Raw genomic sequence first — 25,390 nt, forward strand, 5'->3', positions numbered from 1 at the left:
GGCTACGGCGTGATCCGATGAAGGTCCCGCAGGCGGTGACTACTCCACCGAGGCCATCGCCCGCACGCGCGCGCGCTGCACCTTGCCGGTCGGCGCCCGGGGCAGGTCCGGGACGACGATGATCTCGACCGGCCGGCGGAACCGGGTCAGCTGCGCCGCGCAGCGGGCGGTCAGGTCGGCGACGAGCGACGCGGCCGCCGTGTCCTCGCTCGGTTGCGGGATGACGTAGGCGACCGGAACGTGCCCGAGGATCGGGTCGGGGCGCCCGACGACCACGGCCTCGAGCACGCGCGCGTCGCCGAGCAGGACGTCCTCGACCTCGGACGGGTAGACCTTCTCGCCTCCGCGGTTGATGACGTCGTCCGATCGACCGGCGAGCGACACCCACCCGTCTGCGGAGATCGAGCCGAGGTCGCCGGTGGACAACCAGCCCTCGGCGTCGAACCGCTCGGGGGCCCGGCCGAACAGGTACCGGCTCACGACCCCGGGTCCGCGGATCCACAGCGCACCGACCTCGCCGGCCGGGAGGAGCGCGCCGTCCTCTCCACGGACCTGGACCTCGGAGCCGACGGGGACGCCGACGGAACCGGGTCGGGGCGCTGAACCGAGGGGGGTCGCGGTGATCTGGCTGGCACCCTCGGTCATCCCCCAGCTGACGACGAGCGGCGTCGCACCGAGGGCCGCTCGGACCGGGTCGGGAAGTGGGGCGGAGGCGCTCCGGACGAACCGGAGACCCGCGGGGAGGTCGAGCGGCCCCGTCTTCGCGAGGACGGCGAGGACCGCCGGCACGGCGTTGAGCCAGGTGATGCGACGCTCGGCCAGGAGCTCCCAGAAGCCGGTGCGTCGGAACCGCTTGTCGAGCACGAGCGTCGAACCGGCCACCATGGTGGCGAGCAGCCCGACGACCTCGGCGTTGACGTGGAACAGCGGGAGCGAGTTGAAGCCCCGGTCCTCCCGAGTGAGCTCGTTGTGGTCGGCGACCGCTCGTGCCACGAACACGAGCTGGGGTTCGGGCAGTTCGACGCCCTTCGGCGTGCCCGTCGAACCGGACGTGAACAGCACGACGGACCCGGTGTCGAGCGCGTCGGGAGCGCTCGACGGGACGGTGCCGGCCACGACGTCGGTCGGGTGACCGGTGGCGGGGTCGATGTGCGCCGCCGCGGTCCCGGCGATCGTGGCGTCGTCTGCACGGTCGGAGACGACGAGGGAGGCGCCATGGAGCAGGTCCGCGAGGCGCAGGGGCTCGGAGGTCGGCTGCCCGGTGTCCACCGGGACCGCACGACGGCCGGAGGACAGCGCTGCGAGGTGCACGACCGCGAACGACAGCGGGTCCCCGAGATCCACGAGGACCGCGCCGGAGGGGGCGATCCCGAGGTCGTCGAACACCGATGTCCAGGCCTGGACCGCTTCGGCGAAGGCCCGGTACGTCAGCACCCGGTCGGACCGGGCGTCCTCCAGGTAGTGGTGGTCCGGGTCGTCGGTTCCCCGACGTCGGATCAGGGCGGCGAGGGTGTCCGCTGACCTGCCCCCGGAGCCTTCCGGATGCCGGTCTCCGCTGACGTCGTCCACTCCACGTTGCACTCCCCCATGGTATTGCGGCTCCCTATGAACGTGCAGAGGCGCTGGATCCTCACCCCTGGGACGGCGTCGGTGCCGCGGAGCGCGTGGGGTTCGGCTCGTGGGTCTGCGGGAGCGGGACCCGCGTCAGCATCCAGTGCCACAGCGGGAGCATGCGCGGGGTCCCGTTCGCCTGGAGCGGAGTGGCGTCGTCGATGATGAGCGAGTGCGCCTGGTCGGGGTCACCGACGTCCAACCGGGTGAGGATCGCGTGCGGGTCGCCGGATGGAGGCCGCGTCGTCGTGACCGACGGGCCGTGCGGACCGTCGAGACCGAGCACGCGCCACGAGCCGCGGATGCGCGGCCCGAACACGTCACGCACGTCGTCGATCGCGTACTCGCGGGTGATCGGCGTGACACCCGGGCGGTCCATCCACGCCGCGTGCGCCGCCCCGTCGGACTCGACGGGCGACGAGAACATGAGCGCACCGAGCACCGGTCGGATGTGCGCGATGAAGGCCGCCTCGCCGCCGCCCTGGGAGTGGCCGGCCACCACGATGTGGTCCCAGGCGATGTGACCCGAACCGTCCACGAAGCGGTTCCATCCGCCCGCGGGGTCCGCGCTCGACAGGTGCGCCACGGCGTCCCGGAGGCGAGCGGTGATCGACCCGGCAGGTCCGACGTCGCTGAACTGGGAGGCATCGGTGCCGTCGAACCGGTTCCGCTGGACCTGCGTGTAGCAGCGGGGGTTGTTCTCGCACGTCCCGGACAGCGTCGTCCCGAGGTTCCAGTAGTCGAGGCCGAGCACGTTGTACCCGGCCTGGGACGCGACCGACAGGAACGTCCGGTAGTCCGCGGGGCGCGCCCGCGTGGCGGGCAGGAACAGCAGCAGGGGGCCGTCGCCGACCGATCGGGACGCGAAGTCCGTCGCGTTCGGCGTGAGGCGCTGCCCGTCGACGGCACCGATCCGGAACCGACGGAAGTCTTGCGTCTCCGCGGGCGGGCCGACGTGGCCGAGCGACCCCGACGGGCCCCGGGGAGCCTCGGCGGTGGCCTGCTGGTGCTCGGAGGCCGTGTCGACCACGACCACGACCGCGACCACGACGGTGACGGCGAGTACGACCACGAGCAGGGCATGGAGGGCGTGACGCGCGGCCGAGGACACGTGCGGGGACGTTACCGGACGTCGCCGCGCGCAGGCTGCTTGCTCCCTGACGGGTCAGAAGAACTACTCAGGTTGAAACGCGACGATGCGGTCCCACACCTCGTCCGCAGAGCGGATCGTGTCGGCTGGCGAACCGGTCGCGTCGACGACCAGGTCCGCGAGCGCGAGCCGCTCCTCGTCGCTCGCCTGTGCCGCGACCCGACGTTCCGCGTCCCCGCGCTCCATGCCACGGTGGCGCACCAGGCGCTCGATCCGGTCCGGAGCGGGCGCGTGCACGACGACCACGGTGTCGAAGCGGAGCGGCCGTCCCTCCTGGGCCTCGGCCAGCAGCGGCACGTCGTAGACCACCACGGCGTCGGGATCGGCCCGCTCGGCCTCGGCGAAGCGCTCCTTCGCGATGCGCCACACCTCGGGGTGGGTGATCGCGTTGAGGGCGGCGCGCGCCTCCGCGTCGCGGAAGACGACCGCGCCGAGGGCTGGGCGATCGAGGGACCCGTCCGGCGCGATCACCGACGGGCCGAACCGCTCACGGATCGCCGCGAGCCCCGGGCTCCCGGGCGCGACCGCCTCGCGCGCCAGGAGGTCGGCGTCCACGACCACCGCACCGCGCTCCGCCCAGCGCGCGGACACCGTCGACTTGCCCGCCGCGATGCCACCCGTCAGTCCGATGATCCGCACGTCCACCACCTTAACGGGCGAGAGCCCGGCACCCTCGTGGGTACCGGGCTCTCGGGACGCGTCGGGCGGTCAGCTGTTCGAGCTGAGCCGCTCGCGCAGCGCCGCGAGCGAGGCGTCGTCGGCCAGGGTGCCCTGACCAGCCGTCTCGCTCGAGAACGACGACCCAGCGGACGCGGCGGGCGCGTCGAAGGGCGTGGACTCCTCGGCGATCGACGCGGCGACCTGCTTCTTGTGCGCTTCCCAGCGAGCCTGGGCAGCCGCGTACTCCTTCTCCCACGCGTCGCGCTGGGTCTCGAAGCCCTCGCGCCACTCGTTGGTCTCCGGGTCGAAGCCCTCGGGGTACTTGTAGTTGCCCTGCTCGTCGTACTCGGTCGGCATGCCGTAGAGCGCCGGGTCGAACTCGTCGCCCTCGGGGTCGACGCCCTCGTTCGCCTGCTTGAGGCTGAGCGAGATGCGGCGACGGTCGAGGTCGATGTCGATGATCTTGACGAAGACCTCGTCACCGACGGACACGACCTGCTCCGCGAGCTCGACGTGCTTGTTCGACAGCTCCGAGATGTGCACGAGGCCCTCGATGCCGTCGGCCACACGGACGAACGCACCGAACGGCACGAGCTTCGTGACCTTGCCCGGCGCGACCTGACCGATCGCGTGGGTGCGGGCGAAGACCTGCCACGGGTCCTCCTGCGTCGCCTTGAGCGAGAGCGACACGCGCTCGCGGTCGAGGTCGACCTCGAGGATCTCGACGGTGACCTCCTGGCCCACCTCGACGACCTCGCTGGCGTGCTCGATGTGCTTCCAGGAGAGCTCGGACACGTGGACGAGACCGTCGACGCCGCCGAGGTCGACGAACGCACCGAAGTTGACGATCGACGAGACGATGCCCTTGCGGACCTGGCCCTTGTGGAGGTTGTTGAGGAACGTCGTGCGCGACTCGGACTGCGTCTGCTCGAGCAGGGCGCGGCGCGACAGGACCACGTTGTTGCGGTTCTTGTCGAGTTCGAGGATCTTCGCTTCGATCTCCTGGCCGAGGTACGGCGTGAGGTCACGGACGCGACGGAGCTCGATGAGCGAGGCCGGGAGGAAGCCACGGAGGCCGATGTCGACGATGAGACCGCCCTTGACGACCTCGATGACCGTGCCGGTCACCACGCCGTCGGACTCCTTGATCTTCTCGACGTCGCCCCACGCACGCTCGTACTGCGCGCGCTTCTTCGACAGGATGAGACGGCCTTCCTTGTCCTCCTTCTGGAGGACGAGGGCCTCGACGTCGTCGCCGACCTCGACGACCTCGTTGGGGTCGACGTCGTGCTTGATCGAGAGCTCGCGGGAGGGGATCACACCCTCCGTCTTGTAACCGACGTCGAGGAGGACCTCGTCGCGGTCGATCTTCACGACGGTCCCGGAGATCAGGTCGCCGTCGTTGAAGAACTTCAGGGTCTTCTCGACCTCGGCCAGGAAGTCATCAGCCGAACCGATGTCGTTGATGGCGACCTGCTTAGGAGCCTTGGTCGTGGTGGTTGTCATGTAGAGATTGCTCCGAACGGGCATTGATCGGGCCATGACGATCGGGGTCCCCCTGGCGAGCACGGGAGGTCCGTGCACGCTTCGGCATGGCGAAGTGGATGCTTGACGCGGATTGCGCCGCACCAGTCTAGCCGGGCCTCCCCCACGGTCACAACCGCGAGCGGGACCCGCGACGGCTCCGTCCCGGGACCCCCGACAGGGGGTGAAACCGCCCCGGGGCGGGGGTCATTCCCGCTCGGGGAGCAGCGCCGACCGGAGCGTGTCGAGTCCGACCCCGCCGAGGGCCAGGGCGTCGCGGTGGAAGGCCCGCAGGTCGAAGTCGGCACCGGCACGCGCCGCGGCCTCGTCGCGGATGGACTCCCACACACGCTGACCCACCTTGTACGACGGGGCCTGTCCCGGCCAGCCGAAGTAGCGGTCGACCTCGAACCGGACGAACGCGTCGTCCATGTTCACGTTCTGTCGCATGAAGTCGAGCGCGTACTCGTGCGTCCAACCACCGCCGTCGGGGTTCGTCTTCTGCAGGTGCACCCCGATGTCGAGGACGACGCGGGCCGCCCGCATCCGCTGGCCGTCGAGCATGCCGAGGCGGTCGCCGTCGTCGTCGAGGTGGCCGAGCTGCTCCATGAGCCGTTCCGCGTAGAGCGCCCAACCCTCGACGTGCCCCGAGGGGCCGGCGAGCTGACGCCGCCACGTGTTGAGCTCGCCGCGGTTGTAGACCGCCTGGCTGATCTGCAGGTGGTGGCCCGGGACGCCTTCGTGGAACACCGTCGTCTTCTCGCGCCAGGTCGCGAACTCGGTCACGCCGTCGGGCACGGACCACCACATGCGGCCCGGCCGGCTGAAGTCGTCGCTCGGGCCCGAGTAGTAGATCCCGCCGTCGTGGGTGGGGGCGATCCGGCACTCGAGGCGACGGATGGGGTCCGGGATGTCGAAGTACGTCCCCGCCAGGGCCTCGACCGAGGCGTCCGAGGTCTCCTGCATCCAGGCGCGGAGTGCGTCGGTGCCGTGGAGCTTCCGGGCCGGGTCCTCGTCGAGCACCGCGATCGCCCGGGCGACGCTGGCCCCGGACTCGATGCGGTCGGCGATGCGCTCCTGCTCGGACCGCATCCGCGCGAGCTCCTCGAGCCCCCACGCGTAGGTCTCGTCCAGGTCGACGACCGCGCCGAGGAACCGACGGGAGTGCAGCTCGTAGTCCTCGCGTCCGACTGCGTCCACCGGGGTGGCGAGCGGCATCAGCTCGTGCTCGAGGAACCGACCGAGCGATCGGTACGCGGCAGCCGCGACGGCGGCGCCACGGCTGAGATCGGCACGGACCGACTCCGGCAGCGCACCACCGTCGTCGAGGGCGGCGCCGGCGGCCAGCTCGTCGAAGAACCCGCCGTCGCGGGCGTTCCGGAGGGCCTGCTGCGCCACGGCGGCGACCTGTCGCTTCGCGGGGGTCACGCCCTCGCGCGTCCCCTGCAGCAGGGTCTCGCGGTACCCCTCGAGCGCGTCGGGCAGCGCGGACAGCCGGTTCGCGATGTCCGACCAGTCGTTCGCCGTCGCCGTCGGCATGAGGTCGAGGACGTCCCGCAGGTGCTGCGCCGGGCTCGCGATGACGTTGAGGTCCCGGAGGTGGAGTCGCCGGTCGTACGACTCGACGACCAGGTCGAGTTCCGCGCCGAGGTCCGTCTTCGTCACGCGGTCGATCGCGTCGACGGGCTCCGCGGCGTCGAGGCTCCGGCGGGCCGCGCGTGCGGCGTCCGCGAGGGCGTCCGCTCCCGCGGGCGACGTGTCACCGTACTCACCCTGCCGACCGCCCACACCGATGTAGGTCCCGATCGTCGGGTCGAGGTCGACGAGTGTCGTCACCCAGTCCTCCGCGACACGGTCGACGGCGGACGGCTTGCGGACAGGACGCTCGGAGCTCATGGTGCGACCATACCGACTCCGCGATCCGGGAGGCCCGGAGCGACCCCGGCGGATCGTCCGACCGGGCGATCGCGCCTGGTCGCTCAGTGCGCCGCTGCCTCCCAGTTCGGCCCCGTGCCGACCTGGACGTCGAGGGGCACGCTCAGGTCCGCGGCACCGCCCATGCGCCGACGCACGATCTCCTCGACCGCGTCCTGTTCGCCCGGAGCGACCTCGAGGATGAGTTCGTCGTGCACCTGCAGCAACAGGTGCGAGTCGTGGCCACCCGCGTCGAGGTCCGCCGCGACGCCGAGCATCGCGATCTTCATGATGTCCGCGGCCGAACCCTGGATCGGCGCATTGAGCGCGGCCCGCTCGGCGTTCTCCCGGAGCACACGGTTCGGGCTCTTGAGGTCGCCGAACGGACGCCGGCGACCGAAGATGGTCTCGGTGTAGCCGTCCTCGCGCGCCTGTTCCACGACGTTGCGGAGGTAGTCGCGCACCGCTCCGAAGCGCGCGAAGTACTCGGCCATGAGGCCGCGTGCCTCTTTCTGGTCGATCCGGAGCTGCTTCGACAGGCCGAACGCGCTCAGTCCGTAGGCGAGTCCGTACGACATCGCCTTGACCTTCGTGCGCATCTCCGGGGAGACGTCGGCGGGCTCGACCCCGAACACGCGGGCACCGACGAACCGGTGCAGGTCCTCGCCCTCCTTGAACGCCTGGATGAGGCCCGGGTCCCCCGACAGGTGCGCCATGATGCGCATCTCGATCTGGGAGTAGTCGGCGGTGAGCAGGGTCGTGTACGGAGCGGCCACCGTGAACGCGGACCGGATCCGACGGCCGACCGCGGTCTTGACGGGGATGTTCTGGAGGTTCGGGTCGGTCGACGAGATGCGTCCGGTGCTCGTCCCGGTCTGTTCGTAGGTCGTGTGCACGCGACCGTCGACCACGGCGGCGTCGAGGGTGTCGACGATCTGCCGCAGCTTGGTCGCGTCGCGGTGCTGCAGCAGCAGGCCGAGGAACGGGTGCGGGTGCTGCTCCTGGAGGTCCGCGAGCGACGCGGCGTCGGTCGAGAAGCCCGTCTTGGTCTTGCGGGTCTTCGGCATCGCGAGCTCGGTGAACAGGACCTCTTGGAGCTGCTTCGGCGACCCGAGGTTGACCTCGTGCCCGATCTCCGCGAACGCCTGCTGTGCGAGCTCCGAGGCGCGCTCCCCGAGTTCGCCGGACAGGTCGGCGAGGACCGCGTGGTCCATCGCGACGCCCCGGGACTCCATGTCGGCGAGGACGGACACGAGCGGGAGCTCGATGTCGTCGAGCACGCGCAACGACCCGGGGTCGATCCGGGCGCGGAGCGCGGTCTCGACCCGGAGGGTGTACCAGGCTCGTGTCGCCGCGCTCGCCGGCTCCGACTCGGGGACGAGCTGGTTCGGGTCGGCCGTGGGCATGGTCTCGCGGAGCTCGCCGTAGACGAGGTCCTCGAGCGACTGCCCCTGCCGGGCCGGGTTCGCGAGCCACCCCGTCACGCGGGGGTCGCCCGCGAGGCCGCCGAGCGTGAACCCCGCCGTCGCGAGCGCCTGGACCGCCGCCTTCGCGTCGTGCAGGTGCTTCGGCGCGTCCCCGGCGAGCCAGGTCTGCAACTGCTCGTAGTCACGCGCTCCACTGCCCCCGGGCACGAGCACGGCGTCGTCGTGCGTCGCGATGCCGATCGCGCTGAGACGCCCGTCGACGGTCTCGACCGACACCCCGAAGCCGTTGTCCGCGTCGTGCTCGGTCTTGGTGCGGAGCCAGTGTCCCAGCTCCTCGTCGATCAGGGTCCGCGCGGCCGGCGGCGTCGGAGCACCGTCGTCCACCCCGCCCTCGGTCGCAGCGTCGCCGCCGTCACCGGTCCCGGCGACCTTGAACACGCGGTCGAGGAGCGTGCGGAACTGCAGGCGGTCGAACAGCTCACGCACCACGGCCTCGTCGACCGGACGGATGACGACGTCGGCCGGCCCCACCGGCAGCTCGACGTCGCGCACGAGACGGTTCAGGCGGCGGTTCCGCACCGCGCGGTCCTTCTGTTCGCGGAGGTTGGCGCCCACGACGCCCTTGATCTCGTCGGCGTGCTCGAGGACACCGTCGAGCGAGCCGTACTGGGTGATCCACTTGACGGCGGTCTTCTCGCCCACCTTGTCGATCCCGACGAGGTTGTCGCTGGTCTCGCCCACGAGCGCCGCGATGTCCGGGTACTGGTGCGGTTCGATGCCGTACCGCTCGTACACCTTGTCGCGGTCGTAGCGGGTCAGTTCGGACACGCCCCGCACCGACGGGTAGAGCAGCGTCACGTCGTCGTCGACGAGCTGGATGGCGTCGCGGTCACCCGAGACGACGTACACGCGGTACCCCTGCTGCGCGCCCTGCAGCGACAGCGTGGCGAGGATGTCGTCGGCCTCGTAGTCCTCTTTCGTGACCGTGGTGATGCCCATGGCATGCAGGGCCTCTTGCAGGAGCGGGATCTGCCCCTTGAACTCCTCGGGGGTCTCGGAGCGGGTGCCCTTGTAGTCCTCGTACTCACGGGTGCGGAACGAGAACCGCGAGATGTCGAACGCCACGGCGATGTGGGTCGGTCGTTCGCGCTGCAAGAGCATGAGCAGCATCGAGATGAAGCCGTGGATCGCGTTCGTGTGCTGGCCTTCGCGGTTCACGAAGCTGTCGACCGGCAACGCGTAGAACGCCCGGAACGCCAGAGAGTGTCCGTCGATGACCAGGAGGGTAGGCTTTTCCGCGTCCGACACCCGGACAGCCTATCCACGGCCGGTGACAACCCCGGAGGCCACGAGTGACCGACAGCCCGACCATCACCGGCTCCCCCGAGGGCGTCGAGCGGTACGAACAGCGCGGGATCGGTGAACTCGCCGAGAAGATGGGCATGCAGATCCTCGAGCTGAGCGCCGAGCGCGCCGTCGGCACGATCCCGGTCGAGGGCAACCGTCAGCCGGTCGGGCTGCTGCACGGCGGGGCGTTCGTGGTCCTCGCCGAGAGCCTGGGTTCGATGGCGGCGACCGTCCACGCCGGCCCCGGGCGCATCGCGGTCGGCATCGAGCTGAACGCGTCACACAGCCGGAGCGCCACGACAGGCGTCGTCACGGGTACGTGCACCGCGATCCACCTCGGCCGCACCCTGTGCACGCACGAGATCGTGCTCACCGACGACGAGGGGCGACGCTGCTCGACGGTCCGCATCACCAACCTGCTCCGCGACGCCTGACCGCCGCCGCGCCGCTGGCCGGTCGCGCTACTTCTTGACGCTGAGCTGCTCGATGATCGCCTTGGCGACGTCGTGCATGGTGAGCCGCCGGTCCATCGAGGCCTTCTGGATCCACCGGAAGGCCTCGGGCTCCGTCAGGCCCATCTTCTCGTTGAGGAGCCCCTTCGCGCGGTCGACGAGCTTGCGGGTCTCGAACCGCTCGACGAGGTCGGCGACCTCGGCCTCGAGTGTGATGATCTGCTGGTGCCGAGAGAGCGCGATCTCGATCGCGGGCAGCAGGTCGTTCGGCGTGAACGGCTTCACGACGTATGCGAGGGCACCGGCCTCGGTCGCACGCTCGACGAGCTCCTTCTGACTGAAGGCCGTCAGCAGCACGACCGGCGCGATGTGGTTCTTCGACAGCCGCTCGGCCGCGGAGATCCCGTCGAGCTGCGGCATCTTGACGTCCATGATCACGAGGTCGGGCCGCAGGTCCGTGGCGAGCGCGACAGCGGTCTCGCCATCGCCGGCCTCGCCGACCACGTCGAAGCCGTTGTCCCGGAGGATCTCGACGATGTCGAGGCGGATGAGCGACTCGTCCTCCGCGACGACGACGCGACGGGGTGCGGTGGGGGTTGCTTCTGTGTCACTCACGCGGCAATCCTACTATGCGCATCCCGGCCCTCCCGGAGTCCCGGGACGGTCAGCAGGCGACGTCGTTCCGGCGACCGGTGATCCTGCCGGGCGCCGTCGGTACGAGTGGCGGGACTCGAACCCGCACGCCGTGAGGCAGAGCATTTTGAGTGCCCCGTGTCTGCCGATTCCACCACACTCGCGTCCTGCTCAGGCTAGCAGGAGGGCCGGACCGCACCAGGTGAGGCAAGCCTGTCCATGCTGGCGGTGCAGGTCCGGTGGTGGTTCCATTCCTGCATGTCGCACGCAACGGACCTCGCCCTGCCGGAGACGAGCGCCGTCGACGACGCGACGAGCGCCGGTCGACTCAACTGGCTCCGGGCGGGCCTCCTCGGTGCGAACGACGGGATCGTGTCCGTCGCGGCGATCGTCGTCGGCGTGGCGGGTGCCGGCGCGTCGACCGGAGCGATCGCCGCCGCCGGCACGGCCGGACTCGTCGGAGGCGCCATCTCGATGGCCCTCGGCGAGTACGTCTCGGTCAGCGGCCAGCGGGACGCACAGCGCACCGGACTGGCCGCACGCCAAGCGGAGCGCGCGGCAGAGGCCGAGGACGCCGGCGCGATCGCCGGTCACTACGCCGCCCTCGGCGTCGACCCCGACACCGCAGCGTCGATCGCGGCCGAGCTCGTGCGTCCCGAGGTGCGACGTCGACGCGCCGCCATCGCCCTCGCGGACGAGGAAGCCGACATGGTCAGCCCGTGGCGCGCCGCGTGGGTCTCGGCGGCGACGTTCACGGTCGGCGCCCTGTTGCCCCTGTTCGCCATCCTGATCCCGCCAGCCGGTGCTCGGGTGCCCGCGACGATCGTCGCCGTGCTCCTCGCCCTCGCCGTGACCGGCGCGACCGGGGCGACCCTCGGCGGCGCGGCCCGCGGCCGCGCGACGGTGCGGGTGGTGGTCGGCGGGGCCCTCGCACTCGCGGCGACCTACGCCGCCGGACTGCTCCTCGGCGCGCACGTCGGCGGATGATCGCGAGGTCCTCCGTCGGCTCGCTGAACACCCGCTGAGCGCGGCGCCCGCCCGATCGGTACCGTCTGCCCGGAACCCGGAACCTGGATCCGACCCCGAGCCCGGGATCCGACGGAGAGGGACAGCCAACGTGGACACACGTGCGGTCCGGACCTTCCGCGTGTTCGTGGTGACCACCGCGGTCGTCGCGATCGTGCTCGGCGGTGTCGGCATCCTGTGGCCACGCCCGACGCTCGTCGTGCTCGCACTCCTGTTCGGCGTCGATCTCGTCGTCGCCGGGGTCCTGCGGGTGGGCTCGGCGGCGATCGGCCGGGGCACGCACCGGGTCTGGCGCTGGGTGTCGATCGTCGGTGGCGTGTTCGTGGCAGCCGCGGGGCTCGTCTGCCTGCTCGACCCGGCGGCCCCGCTCGTCGTCCTGGCGACGCTCGGCGGGATCGGGTTCGTCGTCGAGGGCGTCGCGGCACTCGTCGGCGCGGTCGTCGGCCACCCGGGCTCGTCGCGCGGACCGAGTGCGGTGAGCGGTGCGCTGTCGATCCTCGCCGGTGTGGCGGTCCTGGTCGCACCCGGACTCGCGTTGGCGGCGTTCGTCGTCCTCGCCGGCATCGTCCTCGTCGTCGTCGGCATCGCGGCGCTGCTGCTCGTCCCGCCCCGCGCCGCCATCCGCGGATGACGCCACGGCACCGTGCGTCCCGCACCGGAACGTGCCGGCGGGAGGACGGCCGGGGACCGGACCACCCGGACGGTCAGATGCCGGCGGTCCCGAACAGCAACCCGAGCAGGTAGGTCACCGCTGCCGCACCGTACCCGATCGCGAGCTGCCGCAGGGCCCGCCGTGCGGGGGACGCACCGGAGAGCACACCGACGACCGCCCCGGACACGAGCAGCGCGATGCCGACCAGCACCGCGGCGACCGCGACGGCGGACCACTCCCCGAGTCCGAACAGGTACGGGAGGACGGGGACCACGGCCCCCGACGCGAAGAACACGAAACTCGAGAACGCGGCGCTCAGCCCGCTCCCGACCGCCTCGTGCTCCAGCGTGCCGACGGCCCCCGTCTCCGACGTCTGCCGGAGTCCGGTGAGCACCTCGTGGGCGTGCTGCGCCGCCGCGGCCTCGTCCATCCCGCGCGCTCGGTAGACGAGCGCGAGTTCGTTCTGGTCGACGTCGAGGTCGACCACGGCCTGGCCGGCCTCGGGATGCGGAGCGGAGGCGTCGAGCAGCTCGCGCTGCGACCGCACGGACACGTACTCCCCCGCCCCCATGGAGAGTGCACCGGCGAGCAGCCCCGCCACGCCGCTCAACGACACGACGTGCTGGTCGGCGCCGGACGCGCCGATGCCGATGATGAGCGCCAGGTTCGACACCAGGCCGTCGTTCGCGCCGAACACCGCGGCCCGGAAGGTGCCGGACAGACGGAGTCGCCCCCGGTTCGCCAGACCGCGCACGACCTCGCCGTGGATGCGCTCGTCCGCCGCCATCGCCGCCGAGGCGTCGACGTCCGCCCCGTACGGAGACCGGTCCTCGGTGCGCTGCATCAGCGCGAGCACGAACACCGAACCGAAGCGCTTCGCGAGGCCCGCGAGGATCCGGGTCCGCAGATCGCCACGGAGGGGACGCCCCACGTCGTCGCCGAGCAGCTCGAGCCAGTGCTGCTCGTGGCGCCCCTCGGCCTCGGCGAGGGCGAGCAGGATGTCCCGCTCCTCACCGGACCGCCGCGCGGCCAGGTTCCGGTAGACCGACGCCTCGGCGCGTTCGTCGGCGAGGTACCGGCGCCAGCGCCGGAGCTCGGTCGGCGGACGTCGCGCGCGACCGTCGGTCGACGTCGAGACCACGCCCCGTGCCTCCTGTTCGGATCCGGCGGTCAGTTGCGGACGTAGGCCGGAGCAGCCTCCGCGTGGGCGTCGCCGACGCGGTGCACGCGGAGGTCGTTCGTCGACCCCGGCAGCCCGGGAGGCGAACCGGCCGTGACGACGACGCGGTCGCCGGGCTTGGCGAGGCCGTGCCCGATGAGGAGGTCGTCGACCTGCGGGAAGAGCTCGTCGGTGTGCGTCATGCGCTCGACCAGGAACGAGCGGACGCCCCACGTCAGCGCCATGCGGCGTCGCGTCGCCTCGTTCGGGGTGAAGGCGATGATCGGCAGACCGTGGCGGAGCCGGGACATGCGGCGAGCCGAGTCGCCGGACTCCGTGAAGACGCAGAGGTACGACGCCTCGGTGAACTCCGCGATCTCGACGGCGGCGAGGGTGATCGCACCGCCGAGGGTGCGGGGCTTCGTGCCGAGCGGCGCGATCCGCTCGAGGCCGTGGTCCTCGGTCGACTCGACGATGCGGGCCATGGTGCGGACCGTCTCCACCGGGTACTCGCCGACGCTCGTCTCGCCCGAGAGCATGACCGCGTCCGCGCCGTCGAGGACCGCGTTCGCGACGTCCGAGGTCTCGGCGCGCGTCGGGATGGGGCTCGAGATCATCGACTCGAGCATCTGCGTGGCGACGATGACGGGCTTCGCCATGCGGCGGGACAGCTCGACGGCGCGCTTCTGCACGATCGGCACGGCCTCGAGCGGCAGCTCGACACCGAGGTCCCCGCGCGCGACCATGATCGCGTCGAAGGCGTCGATGATCTCCTCGAGCGCGTCCACGGCCTGCGGCTTCTCGACCTTCGCGATGACCGGGAGCCGCTTGCCCTCCTCGTCCATGATCTCGTGGGCGCGCTCGACGTCGGCGGCGTTGCGGACGAACGAGAGCGCGATGAGGTCGGCGCCCTGCCGGATCGCCCAGCGGAGGTCTGCCTCGTCCTTCTCGCTCAACGCGGGGACGTTCACGGCGACGCCGGGGAGGTTGATGCCCTTGTTGTTCGACACCGTCCCGGGCACGACGACCTCGGTGCGCACGCGGACGCCGTCCGAGTCGAGCACCCGGAGGCGGACACGGCCGTCGTCGATGAGGAGCGGGTCGCCGGGCTTGACGTCCTGTGGGAGCCCCTTGAACGTCGTCCCGCACACGTCCTTCGAGCCGGGGACGTCCTCGGTGGTGATCGTGAAGACGTCGCCGGCCGCGAGCTCGTGGGGGCCGTCCGCGAACCGCGCGAGGCGGATCTTCGGGCCCTGCAGGTCGACGAGGACCGCGACGGGCTTGCCGAGGTCGTCCGCCGCACGTCGGACGTTCTCGTAGTTCGCCTCGTGCACGCTGTAGTCACCGTGGCTGAGGTTCAGCCGGGCCACGTCGACGCCCGCCTGGATGATGTCCTTGACGGTCTCGTAGTCCGAGGTCGCCGGTCCGAGCGTCGAAACGATCTTTGCGCGTCTCAATGGTGTCCTTCGTGTGGTGGATGTCGTGCTGCGGTGGCGCCCGCACGGGCGGTCCCGGCCGGACGACCGGCCACCGGCAGCCTACCGGCCGGTGCCGCTCCGTCAGACGCTGATCGCGCGGTCGGTCGCACGGACCGGGGCCGGGAGGCGAGTGGATCCCTCGAGGTAGCGGTCCACCTCGGCGGCCGCCGCGCGGCCCTCCGCGATCGCCCAGACGATGAGGGACTGCCCGCGACCGGCGTCACCGGCGACGAACACCCCGGGCTCGTTGGTCGTGTAGTCGACACCCCGCTCGAGGGCGCCGGACGGCGCGAACGGGAGGCCCAGCTGCGGCTCGAGCGTGTCGCGTTCCGGTCCGGTGAAGCCCATCGCGATGAGCACGAGGTCCGCGGGGATCTCACGCTCGGTCCCCGACTTCGGCACACGGCGGCCGTCGAGGTACTCGGTCTCCGCGACCCGGAGGGCCCGCACCTCGCCGGCCTCGTTCGCCAGGAACTCGACGGTCGAGGCGAGGTACCGACGCTCGCCGCCCTCTTCGTGCGCGCTCGAGACCTCGAACACCGTCGGGAACATCGGCCAGGGCTGGTCCGACGGACGCTCGAGCGGCGGCTGCTTGCCGATCGCCAGGTTCGTCACACTGATGGCGCCCTGCCGATGCGCGGTGCCGATGCAGTCCGCGCCCGTGTCACCGCCACCGATCACGACGACGTGCTTGCCCTCCGCCGTGATCTGGTTGTCGACCACCGTGCCGGCACCGGTGCGGTTCTGCTGCACGAGGTACTCCATGGCGAAGTGGACGCCGGACAGGTCCCGGCCCGGGATCGGCAGGTCGCGCGGGACCGTCGCGCCCGTGGCGACCACGACGGCGTCGTACCGGCTCTTCAGGTCGGACCAGCTGATGTCCACGCCGATCTCCACGCCCGCGCGGAACCGGGTGCCCTCGGCCTGCATCTGCTGCAGACGGAGGTCGATCTGCCGCTTCTCCATCTTGAAGTCGGGGATGCCGTAGCGCAGGAGGCCGCCGATCCGGTCGTCGCGCTCGTACACCGCGACGGTGTGCCCGGCGCGCGTGAGCTGCTGCGCGGCGGCGAGTCCCGCGGGACCCGACCCGACGACCGCGACCGTCTTGCCCGTGAGTCGCTCGGGCGGGTGCGGCGTCACCCAGCCGTTCTGGAACGCCTGGTCGATGATCGAGACCTCGACCTGCTTGATCGTCACCGGTGGCTGGTTGATGCCGAGCACGCACGCGGCCTCGCACGGCGCCGGGCACAGCCGCCCGGTGAACTCCGGGAAGTTGTTCGTCGCGTGCAGGCGCTCGATCGCCTGTCGGCCCTCGCCGCGCCACATGAGGTCGTTCCACTCAGGGATGAGGTTCCCGAGGGGGCAGCCCTGGTGGCAGAACGGCACGCCGCAGTCCATGCAGCGCCCGGCCTGGCGCCGGAGCGCACCCGGTTCCTGCTGCTCGTAGACCTCTTTCCAGTCCATGAGCCGCACCGGCACGGGCCGACGGGGCGGCAGTTCGCGTTCCTGGACCTTGAGGAAGCCCTTCGGGTCAGCCACGGGTCATCACCTCCGGTGACGTGTGGGTCGATCGGGGTCGGACGGACCCCGTGGGTGGGACGGATCGGATCCGGGTGCGCTCAACCACCGGTGACCTCCAGGATGCGGTTCCAGACGACGTCGCCGTCGGGGTCGAGCCCCTCGTCGACCGCGGTCTGGCGGGTCTTGAGGACGGCAGCGTAGTCGCGCGGGAGCACCTTGACGAACGCGGTGAGGTCCGGGTCCTCGGCCAGGATCGACCGGGCCAGCCCGGAATCGGTCTCGGCCACGTGACGCTCGAGCAGATCGGTCACGATCTCGGCGTCCGCGCTGTCGAGCGACGACAGGACGAGCTCGCCGGACGCGAGGGCGTCCTGGTTGACGTCCTCCGGTCGGAGCCCGCGGACGTACGCGGTGCCGCCCGACATGCCGGCGCCGAGGTTGCGGCCGGTCGCGCCGAGGATCAGTGCGAGACCGCCGGTCATGTACTCGAGCGCGTGGTCGCCCACGCCCTCGACCACGGCCGTGGCGCCCGAGTTCCGGACGAGGAACCGCTCGCCGACGATCCCGCGGATGAACATCGACCCCTGCGTGGCGCCGTATCCGATGACGTTGCCGGCGATGACGTTCTCCTCGGCCGCGAACCCGGCACCCTCGGTGGGGCGGACGACGATCTCGCCGCCGGAGAGCCCCTTGCCGACGTAGTCGTTGCTGTCGCCGAAGAGCCGGATGCGGACGCCCGAGGGCAGGAACGCGCCGAGCGACTGCCCGGCGGATCCGCGGAGCGTCACCTCGATCGCGCCGGCCGGGAGGCCGTTCTCACCGTGTCGCACCGTCACCTCGTGCCCGAGCATGGTCCCGACCGCGCGCTCGGTGTTCCGGACCGGCAGGTCGAGCGCGACGTGGCCGCCGTGCTCGAGGACGTCGGTCGCGGCGTGGATGAGCCCGTTGTCGAAGTGGGCGTCCAGCTCGTGGTCCTGCTCGCGCAGGTTCCGGCGCGGCTCGTCGTCGGCGAACTCCGGCCCGCGCAGGACCGGGGCGAGGTCGAGCCCGGAGGCCTTCCAGTGCTCGACGGCGCGGTCGACGTCGAGGACCTCGGTGTGCCCGATCGCCTCCTCGAGGCTGCGGAACCCGAGCTCGGCGAGGTACTCGCGGACCTCCTGTGCCAGGAACTCGAAGAAGTTCACGACGAACTCCGGCTTGCCCGTGAAGCGCTTGCGGAGCTCCGGGTTCTGCGTCGCGACGCCGACCGGGCACGTGTCGAGGTGGCACACCCGCATGAGGATGCAGCCCTCGACGACGAGCGGTGCCGTCGCGAACCCGTACTCCTCGCCCCCGAGCAGTGCGGCCACCACGACGTCACGCCCGGTCTTCATCTGACCGTCGACCTGGACCACGACGCGGTCGCGCATCTTGTTGAGCATGAGCGTCTGCTGGGTCTCGGCCAGGCCGATCTCCCACGGCGTCCCCGCGTGCTTGAGCGAGTTGAGCGGGCTCGCGCCGGTGCCGCCGTCGTGGCCCGAGACGAGCACGACGTCGGCGAGTGCCTTCGTGACCCCCGCCGCGACCGCACCGATGCCCGACTGGCTCACGAGCTTGACGTGCACGCGCGCGGACGGGTTCGCTCGCTTGACGTCGAAGATGAGCTGCTTGAGGTCCTCGATCGAGTAGATGTCGTGGTGCGGCGGCGGTGAGATGAGGCCGACACCGGCGGTGGCGTGGCGGGTGCGCGCCACCCAGGGGTAGACCTTGGCCGGCGGGAGCTGGCCACCCTCGCCCGGCTTCGCACCCTGCGCCATCTTGAGCTGGATGTCCGTCGCGTGTGTCAGGTACATGCTCGTCACGCCGAAGCGCCCCGAGGCGACCTGCTTGATCGCGCTCCGGCGCTCGGGGTCGAGCAGTCGTTCGACGTCCTCCCCGCCCTCACCCGTGTTCGAGCGTCCGCCGAGCCGGTTCATGGCGATCGCGAGTGTCTCGTGGGCCTCCCGGGAGATGGAGCCGTAGCTCATCGCACCCGTGTTGAACCGCTTGACGATCGACTCGATGGGCTCGACCTCGTCGAGGGGCACCGGCGGGCGGAGTCCCTTGTGGAACGAGAAGAGTCCGCGCAGGGTCATGAGCTGCTCGGCCTGGTCGTCGACCGCGGACGAGTACTCGCGGAAGATGTCGTACCGGCGGGCGCGCGTGGCGTGCTGCAGCCGGAACACCGTCTCGGGGTTGAACAGGTGCGGCGGTCCCTCGCGGCGCCACTGGTACTCACCACCGGTGGCCAGGCGCTCGTGTGCGCTGACCGCACCGTCCTGCGGGTAGGCGCTCGCGTGCCGTTCGGCGTTCTCGCGGGCGATGACCTCGATGCCGACCCCGCCCAGGATCGACGACGTGCCGGTGAAGTACTCGTCGACGAACTCCTGGCTCAGTCCGACGGCCTCGAACGCCTGCGCCGCAGCGTAGCTCGACACCGTCGAGATGCCCATCTTTGACATGATCTTGAGCACGCCCTTGCCGAGCGCCTTGATGACGTTCTTGACGGCCTGTTCTGGCGTCATGCCGGGGAGCATCCCCGACCGGACGAGGTTCTCGCAGGTCTCCATCGCGAGGTACGGGTTGATCGCGGACGCGCCGTACCCGATGAGGGTCGCGACGTGGTGGACTTCGCGGACGTCGCCGGCCTCGACGATCAGACCGACCTTCATCCGCTGCTCGGTCCGGATGAGGTGGTGGTGCACGGCCGCGAGCATGAGCAGGCTCGGAACGGGCGCGAGGTCCACCGTGCCGTCACGGTCGGAGAGCACGATGAACTGCTTGCCGCCCTCGATCGCGGCGTCGACCTCGTCGAGCATCGCGCGGATCCGCGTCTGCATCGCCTGCTCGCCCGCGTCGACGCGGTAGAGCCCCTTGACCGTGACGGTGAGCTGCCGTCCGGACTCGGTCTCGAAGTGCTCGATCTTGGCGAGCTGGTCGTTGTCGATCACCGGGAAGTCCAGGACGATCTGCTTCGCGTGCTCCGGCGTCGCGTCGAGGAGGTTGCGCTCCGGGCCCAGCCCGAGTCCCATGCTCGTCACGACGGACTCGCGGATCGAGTCGAGCGGCGGGTTCGTCACCTGCGCGAACTGCTGGGTGAAGTAGTCGAACAGCAACCGGGGCCGCTCCGACAGCACCGCGATGGGCGTGTCCGACCCCATGGCGCCGAGGGGTTCGGCTCCCGTCTGCGCCATCGGACGCAGCAGGATCCGGACTTCCTCCTCCGTGTACCCGAAGGCACGCTGCCGTCGGGTCACGGACGCCGGGGTGTGTACGACGTGCTCGCGGTCCGGCAGGTCCTCGAGGTTGATCCGGCCCGCGGCCAGCCACGCGGCCCACGGCCCGGAGGCGGCCAGCTCACGCTTGACCTCGTCGTCCTCGATGATGCGCCCGGCCTCGGTGTCGACGAGGAACATGCGGCCCGGCCGCAGGCGCCCCTTCCGGACGACCCGCTCGGCCGGGACGTCGATGACACCCGTCTCGCTCGCGAGCACGACGAGGCCCTCGTCGGTCACGAGGAAGCGACCCGGCCGGAGGCCGTTGCGGTCCAGCGTCGCACCGACCAGCGAGCCGTCGGTGAACGTGATGGCGGCGGGGCCGTCCCACGGCTCCATGAGCATCGAGTGGTACTCGTAGAACGCCCGGAGGTCGGGATCCATGTCCGCGCGGTTCTCCCACGCCTCGGGCACCATCATCGACACGGCGTGCGGCAGCGATCGGCCCGACAGGCTGAGGAGTTCGACGACCTCGTCGAACGACGCCGAGTCGCTCGCGGCCGGACTGACGATCGGGAGCAACGGCGCCATGTCGCCGAGGAGCTCGTTCTCGAGCTGCGACTGCCGTGCGCGCATCCAGTTGCGGTTGCCGCGCACCGTGTTGATCTCGCCGTTGTGCGCGATCATCCGGAACGGCTGCGCCAGTGGCCAGGACGGGAAGGTGTTCGTCGAGTAGCGCGAGTGCACGATCGCGAGCTTCGAGGCGAACCGTTCGTCGCTCAGGTCCGGGTAGAACGGCTCGAGCTGGAGGGTCGTGACCATGCCCTTGTAGACGATGGTCCGACTCGACAGCGACATGAAGTACACGTCCTGGTCGCGCTCGATCCGCTTGCGGAGGCGGAAGGTCTGTCGGTCGAGCGCGATCCCCGACCGCGGCGTGCCGTCCTGGTCGTGGCGCTCGCTCGCGACGAAGCACTGCTCGAACGCCGGCATGGCAGCTCGCGCGAGCGTGCCGAGCTCGTCCGGGCGCACGGGCACCTCGCGCCAACCGAGGACCCGGAGCCCCTCGTCCGTCGCGACGGCCTCGATCGCCGCCTTGACGGCGGCGCGCGCGTCCGCGTTGGTCGGGAGGTACGCCGTACCCACCGCGTACCCGCCCGCGTCGGGCAGCGCGAACGGCACGACCTCGCGGAGGAAGGCGTCCGGGACCTGGCAGAGGATCCCCGCGCCGTCACCCGTGCCGGCGTCGCTGCCGATGGCACCGCGGTGTTCGAGGTGACGGAGGGCACCGAGCGCCGCGTCGACGATGTCGTGACCGGGCGTTCCGCGGAGCGTGGCGACCATGGCCAGACCGCAGGCGTCCTTCTCGTTCGCCGGGTCGTACGCGCCGACGGCGGCCGGGACCGCACTGAAACGCTGGTGGGGTGGCAGGAGCGCCATGGGAACCGTCCTCACGAGGAGATGGGGAACTGGGACGTCGAGCGGTCGACTGGACCCGGTGGTACGTCGCCGAGCGGCGAGGCGTGTGCCCGGGCACAGCCGCCCGTGACGGTGCTCCGGGCGGCGTGCGAGGTGTCGGGCCACTTGTGGTGACCCTACGACGGTCGGGTCCCGCGCGGGACCCGGACGACATCACGAGTTGCTGTGGACGTGCTGTCGTCGGACCGCGGCGCTGCCGCGGTCGGTCGGAGTTCAGCTCGGGTGTGCCCTAGCTGCGGTCGGCGGCGGTGGCGACCGGTTCCGGATCGGTGACGACGAGCGGTTCGTCGTCGGACTCCGAGTAGGTGTCGTCAGATCCTACACTGCTGGCCGCGCGCGGACCGCGACCGGGCAGGTACCCGCTGGGCTCGGTACCCGGGTGTCGCCGGGTCTGCACGACGAAGATGACGATGCCGAGCACGATCGCCGCGAGTGCGGCCCAGACGTTCGTGCGGACTCCGAAGAAGGTCTCGCTCGTGTCGACCCGGATCGACTCGAGCACGGACCGCCCCGCGCCGTACCAGATCAGGTAGAGCGCGAGGACGCGGCCCCACTGCAGGTGGAAGCGCCGGTCGATGAGCACGATGACCGCGAACCCGACGAGGTTCCAGATGATCTCGTAGAGGAACGTCGGGTGGAACAGCGTCCCGGCCGGCAGACCGACCGGGTACGCGGGGTTCGACTGCTCGATCTGGAGCCCCCAGGGCAGGTTCGTCGGCATGCCGAAGAGCTCGTGGTTGAAGTAGTTGCCGAGTCGGCCGAACGCCTGAGCGACGAGCAGCCCGGGCGCGACGGCGTCGACGAAGGTGGTGAACCGGAGCCCGACGTACCGGCAGGCCCACCAGGCACCGAGGGCGCCGGCGATCAGGGCGCCGAAGATGGCGAGCCCGCCCTCCCAGATGGCGAACGGTTCCCACCATGCGATGCCCGGCCCGAAGTAGTCCCCGACGTGGGTGAACACGTGGTAGGCGCGTCCGCCGATGATGCCGAGCGGGACCGCGCCGATCGCGATGTCGACGATGACCCACTTCTCGACGCCGCGACGCACCAGCCGACGGTCGGTGATGACGACGCAGGCGACGATCCCGAGCAGGATGCAGATGGCGTAGGCGTGGATCCGGAAGTCGAGTGGGAAGGACCACCCGAAGACCCGGTCCAGCCAGTTCGTCAGATCGAAGTACTGCCAGGCCGTGCTCGGGCTCGGGATGCTCAGGGGAAGCATGGAGGGGCGTACGCCTTTCGTCGCTGTTCCGTCAGACGACCGGCGAGGCCGGGCCGTCGTCGGAGATCACTGTAGCGCCACGGGTCAGGTCGGCAGCGCGGCGGCCGACGCCCCGGACGCCCTCGTCCTGCAGGGCCCGGACGAACGCCGAACCGATGATCGCGCCGTCCGCGTAGGCGAGGATCTCCGACACCTGCTCCGCGGTCGAGATCCCGAGACCGACGCAGGTGCGCTCGACCCCCGCGGAGCGCAGGCGCGACACGACCGAGCGCGCAGCGGCGTCGACGCCCGAACGAGCACCCGTCACGCCCATGGTGGACACGGCGTACACGAAGCCCCGGCTCGCCTCGACGGCCTGGCGCATGCGGTCGTCGGACGAGGACGGCGCGGCCAGGAACACGCGGTCGGCGCCGGTGCGCTCGGACGCTGCGATCCACTCGCCTGCTTCGTCCGGGATGAGGTCGGGCGTGATGAGCCCGGACCCGCCCGCGGCGGCGAGGTCGTCCGCGAACCGGTCGACGCCGTAGCGCAGCACCGGGTTCCAGTACGTCATGACGAGGACCGGGACGTCGGCCCGCTCGGTGATCGCGTGCACGGCGTCGAAGACGTGCGCCACGCGGAAGCCGTTCGCGAGACTCGTCTCGGTCGCGCGCTGGATGACCGGGCCGTCCATGACCGGGTCGGAGTACGGCAGGCCGAGCTCGATCGCGTCGACCCCGTTCTCGGCGAGGGCCACCGCGGCCGCCACACTCGTGGGCAGGTCCGGGAACCCCGCGGGGAGGTAGCCGACGACCGCCCCGGCACGCTCGGCGTTCGCGGTGTCGATGGCGGCGCGCACGGACCGCGACGGCGTGGTGCTCACAGCTGCTCCGCTCCCTCGTCGATGAGCCCGAACCAGCGGCTGGCGGTCGCGACGTCCTTGTCCCCGCGCCCGGACAACGACACCAGGACGACGGCGTCGGGGCCGAGCCGCGCCCCCAGCTTCACCGCGCCCGCGAGCGCGTGGGCCGACTCGATCGCCGGGATGATCCCCTCCGTGCGCGTCAGCAGCCGGAAGGCGTCCATGGCCTCGACGTCGGTGATCGGCTCGTAGGTGGCGCGCCCGATCGCAGCGAGGTGAGCGTGCTCCGGGCCGACGCTCGGGTAGTCGAGGCCGGCGGACACCGAGTGGCTCTCGATCGTCTGCCCGTCGTCGTCCTGCATGAGGTAGGACTTCGCCCCGTGGAGGACGCCCGACCGGCCGAGGGTGATGCTCGCCGCGTGCCGTCCGCTCTGCACGCCCTCGCCACCCGCCTCGAAGCCGTACAGCGCCACGGACTCGTCGTCGAGGAACGCCTCGAAGATGCCCATCGCGTTCGACCCGCCACCGACGCACGCCGCGACCGCGTCGGGCAGGCGCCCGGTGAGCTCGAGGACCTGGGCACGGGCCTCCTCGCCGATCACCTTGTGGAACTCACGGACCATCTCGGGGAACGGGTGCGGGCCGGCGACCGTGCCGAGCAGGTAATGCGTGGTGTCGACGTTCGCCACCCAGTCCCGCAGGGCCTCGTTGATGGCGTCCTTGAGCGTGCGCGAACCGGTCTCGACGGCGACGACCTGGGCCCCGAGCAACCGCATGCGCGCGACGTTGAGCGCCTGGCGCTCCGTGTCGACGGCACCCATGTAGACCACGCACTCCATGCCGAACAGCGCCGCGGCGGTGGCGGTGGCGACGCCGTGCTGGCCCGCCCCGGTCTCGGCGATCAGCCGGGTCTTGCCGAGCCGCTTGGCCACGAGCGCCTGCCCGAGCACGTTGTTGATCTTGTGCGACCCGGTGTGGTTGAGGTCCTCGCGCTTGAGGACCACCCGGGCACCACCGGCGTGTTCGGCGAACCGCGGGACCTCGGTGATGATCGACGGCCGGCCGGTGTAGTCGCGCTGCAGGGCGTCGAGTTCGGCGTGGAACGCCGGATCCGCCCAGGCGGCGCGGAAGGCCTGCTCGAGTTCGTCGAGCGCCAACACGAGCGACTCGGGGACGAACCGTCCGCCGAAATCGCCGAAGTACGGACCATGGAGGTCGCGGAGGTGGGTCACGTGGTGCTCCGGTGAGGAGGGTCCGGGCGGGCCCGGCGGATGGGTTCTAGACGACGCGGAACGCGGCGAGCGTCGCCGCCGGGTCGTCACCGGTCACGAGGGCCTCGCCGACGAGCACGGCATCGGCGCCCGCGGCGCGGTAGTGGGCGACGTCGGCGGGCGACGACACGGCGGACTCGGCCACGCGGACCACGCCATCCGGCACCGCACCGACGAGGCGCCCGAAGAGGTCGCGGTCGAGCGAGAAGTCGGTCAGGTCGCGGGCGTTGACACCGAGGATGCGCGCCCCGGCGTCGAGCCCGCGGCTGACCTCGTCCGCTGAGTGGGCCTCGACCAGTGCCCGCATCCCGAGCTGCTCGACGAGCGTGTGGAGTTCGACGAGCCGGGGCTGGTCCAGCGCGGCGACGATGAGCAACACGATGTCGGCGCCCGACGCCCGCGCCTCGAGCACCTGGTAGGGATCGGCGATGAAGTCCTTGCGCAGCACCGGGACGGCCACCCGGGCCCGGACGGCCTCGAGGTCGGCGAGGCTCCCCCGGAACCGGCGCCCTTCGGTCAGGACGCTGATCGCGCTGGCGCCGCCAGCCTCGTACCGGCTCGCGAGCTCGGCTGGATCGGCGATCTCGGCGAGCGGCCCGCGCGAGGGGCTGGCCCGCTTGACCTCCGCGATGACGTGCACGCGGTCACCGGGAGCGAGGAACGCGAGCGCGTCGCGCGGCGAGGACACGCGGTCGAGGTCGCGCTCGACGTCCGCCGCGGGACGGTCGAGCCGTCGCGCCGCGGCGTCCTCCAGCGCTCCCGCGACGAGCCCCGCGAGCAGATCCGTGGT

At 71.3% G+C, this 25,390-nt stretch carries 18 protein-coding genes and 1 tRNA gene; 3 read left to right on the forward strand and 16 right to left on the reverse strand.

What is annotated here, in order from left to right:
* Positions 1 to 39: 39 nt before the first annotated feature.
* From DEI93_RS08800 to polA, 6 genes are all read right to left on the reverse strand, one after another.
* Positions 40 to 1,581 carry a class I adenylate-forming enzyme family protein gene (locus DEI93_RS08800; protein WP_111119369.1) on the reverse strand — a complete coding sequence of 514 codons (1,542 nt, stop codon included), beginning with the start codon at positions 1,579 to 1,581 and terminating at the stop codon, positions 40 to 42.
* 49 nt (positions 1,582 to 1,630) lie between these two features.
* Positions 1,631 to 2,722, reverse strand: coding sequence for a BPSS1187 family protein (locus DEI93_RS08805; protein ID WP_111009128.1), 1,092 nt, complete (start codon positions 2,720 to 2,722; stop codon positions 1,631 to 1,633).
* A gap of 63 nt (positions 2,723 to 2,785) precedes the next feature.
* A complete protein-coding gene (coaE, locus tag DEI93_RS08810; RefSeq protein ID WP_111119402.1) occupies positions 2,786 to 3,400 on the reverse strand; it encodes a dephospho-CoA kinase in 615 nt (204 codons plus the stop codon).
* 69 nt (positions 3,401 to 3,469) lie between these two features.
* Entirely contained in the window at positions 3,470 to 4,927 is a 1,458-nt protein-coding gene (rpsA, locus tag DEI93_RS08815; protein ID WP_111009129.1) for a 30S ribosomal protein S1, read from the reverse strand.
* A gap of 225 nt (positions 4,928 to 5,152) precedes the next feature.
* Entirely contained in the window at positions 5,153 to 6,841 is a 1,689-nt protein-coding gene (locus DEI93_RS08820) for a DUF885 domain-containing protein (RefSeq protein WP_111119370.1), read from the reverse strand.
* A gap of 83 nt (positions 6,842 to 6,924) precedes the next feature.
* Positions 6,925 to 9,594 (reverse strand): DNA polymerase I, encoded by a 2,670-nt coding sequence (gene polA, locus DEI93_RS08825; protein WP_111119371.1) that lies wholly within the window; start codon positions 9,592 to 9,594, stop codon positions 6,925 to 6,927.
* Positions 9,595 to 9,722: 128 nt separating this feature from the next.
* Between polA and DEI93_RS08830 the strand changes: the two genes are divergently transcribed.
* On the forward strand, positions 9,723 to 10,067 hold the full coding sequence (locus DEI93_RS08830; protein ID WP_111009352.1) for a PaaI family thioesterase: 345 nt from the start codon (positions 9,723 to 9,725) through the stop codon (positions 10,065 to 10,067).
* 27 nt (positions 10,068 to 10,094) lie between these two features.
* On the opposite strand, the gene DEI93_RS08835 is transcribed toward DEI93_RS08830, so the two are convergent.
* Complete coding sequence (locus DEI93_RS08835; protein WP_111009132.1) at positions 10,095 to 10,700, reverse strand: ANTAR domain-containing response regulator; 606 nt, start codon at positions 10,698 to 10,700, stop codon at positions 10,095 to 10,097.
* 100 nt (positions 10,701 to 10,800) lie between these two features.
* Positions 10,801 to 10,882, reverse strand: a tRNA-Leu gene (locus DEI93_RS08840).
* 94 nt (positions 10,883 to 10,976) lie between these two features.
* Between DEI93_RS08840 and DEI93_RS08845 the strand changes: the two genes are divergently transcribed.
* Entirely contained in the window at positions 10,977 to 11,705 is a 729-nt protein-coding gene (locus DEI93_RS08845) for a VIT1/CCC1 transporter family protein (protein ID WP_111013390.1), read from the forward strand.
* A 130-nt stretch (positions 11,706 to 11,835) separates the two neighbouring features.
* Positions 11,836 to 12,375 carry an HdeD family acid-resistance protein gene (locus DEI93_RS08850; RefSeq protein ID WP_181435992.1) on the forward strand — a complete coding sequence of 180 codons (540 nt, stop codon included), beginning with the start codon at positions 11,836 to 11,838 and terminating at the stop codon, positions 12,373 to 12,375.
* Positions 12,376 to 12,448: 73 nt separating this feature from the next.
* On the opposite strand, the gene DEI93_RS08855 is transcribed toward DEI93_RS08850, so the two are convergent.
* The 8 genes from DEI93_RS08855 to trpC all read right to left on the reverse strand — a co-directional run bounded on the left by DEI93_RS08855 (position 12,449) and on the right by trpC (position 25,381).
* Complete coding sequence (locus tag DEI93_RS08855; protein ID WP_111119373.1) at positions 12,449 to 13,537, reverse strand: VIT1/CCC1 transporter family protein; 1,089 nt, start codon at positions 13,535 to 13,537, stop codon at positions 12,449 to 12,451.
* 29 nt (positions 13,538 to 13,566) lie between these two features.
* Positions 13,567 to 15,012 (reverse strand): pyruvate kinase, encoded by a 1,446-nt coding sequence (gene pyk, locus DEI93_RS08860; protein WP_111009135.1) that lies wholly within the window; start codon positions 15,010 to 15,012, stop codon positions 13,567 to 13,569.
* Positions 15,013 to 15,114: 102 nt separating this feature from the next.
* Positions 15,115 to 16,572 (reverse strand): glutamate synthase subunit beta, encoded by a 1,458-nt coding sequence (locus DEI93_RS08865; RefSeq protein WP_111119374.1) that lies wholly within the window; start codon positions 16,570 to 16,572, stop codon positions 15,115 to 15,117.
* 80 nt (positions 16,573 to 16,652) lie between these two features.
* A complete protein-coding gene (gene gltB, locus DEI93_RS08870) occupies positions 16,653 to 21,227 on the reverse strand; it encodes a glutamate synthase large subunit (RefSeq protein ID WP_111119375.1) in 4,575 nt (1,524 codons plus the stop codon).
* A gap of 268 nt (positions 21,228 to 21,495) precedes the next feature.
* Positions 21,496 to 22,488 (reverse strand): prolipoprotein diacylglyceryl transferase, encoded by a 993-nt coding sequence (gene lgt, locus DEI93_RS08875; protein WP_111009138.1) that lies wholly within the window; start codon positions 22,486 to 22,488, stop codon positions 21,496 to 21,498.
* 31 nt (positions 22,489 to 22,519) lie between these two features.
* Positions 22,520 to 23,350, reverse strand: a complete 831-nt coding sequence (gene trpA / locus DEI93_RS08880; RefSeq protein WP_111025639.1) for a tryptophan synthase subunit alpha — start codon at positions 23,348 to 23,350, stop codon at positions 22,520 to 22,522.
* Positions 23,347 to 24,561 (reverse strand): tryptophan synthase subunit beta, encoded by a 1,215-nt coding sequence (gene trpB / locus DEI93_RS08885; RefSeq protein WP_111025640.1) that lies wholly within the window; start codon positions 24,559 to 24,561, stop codon positions 23,347 to 23,349. The genes trpA and trpB overlap by 4 nt, the downstream gene beginning before the upstream one ends.
* Positions 24,562 to 24,607: 46 nt before the next feature.
* Positions 24,608 to 25,381: an indole-3-glycerol phosphate synthase TrpC gene (trpC, locus tag DEI93_RS08890; protein WP_111009354.1), complete on the reverse strand. Its 774-nt coding sequence runs from the start codon at positions 25,379 to 25,381 to the stop codon at positions 24,608 to 24,610.
* Positions 25,382 to 25,390 lie beyond the last annotated feature (9 nt).

It is taken from the genome of Curtobacterium sp. MCBD17_035 (assembly GCF_003234815.2).
In the GTDB taxonomy this organism is placed as follows: Bacteria; Actinomycetota; Actinomycetes; order Actinomycetales; family Microbacteriaceae; genus Curtobacterium.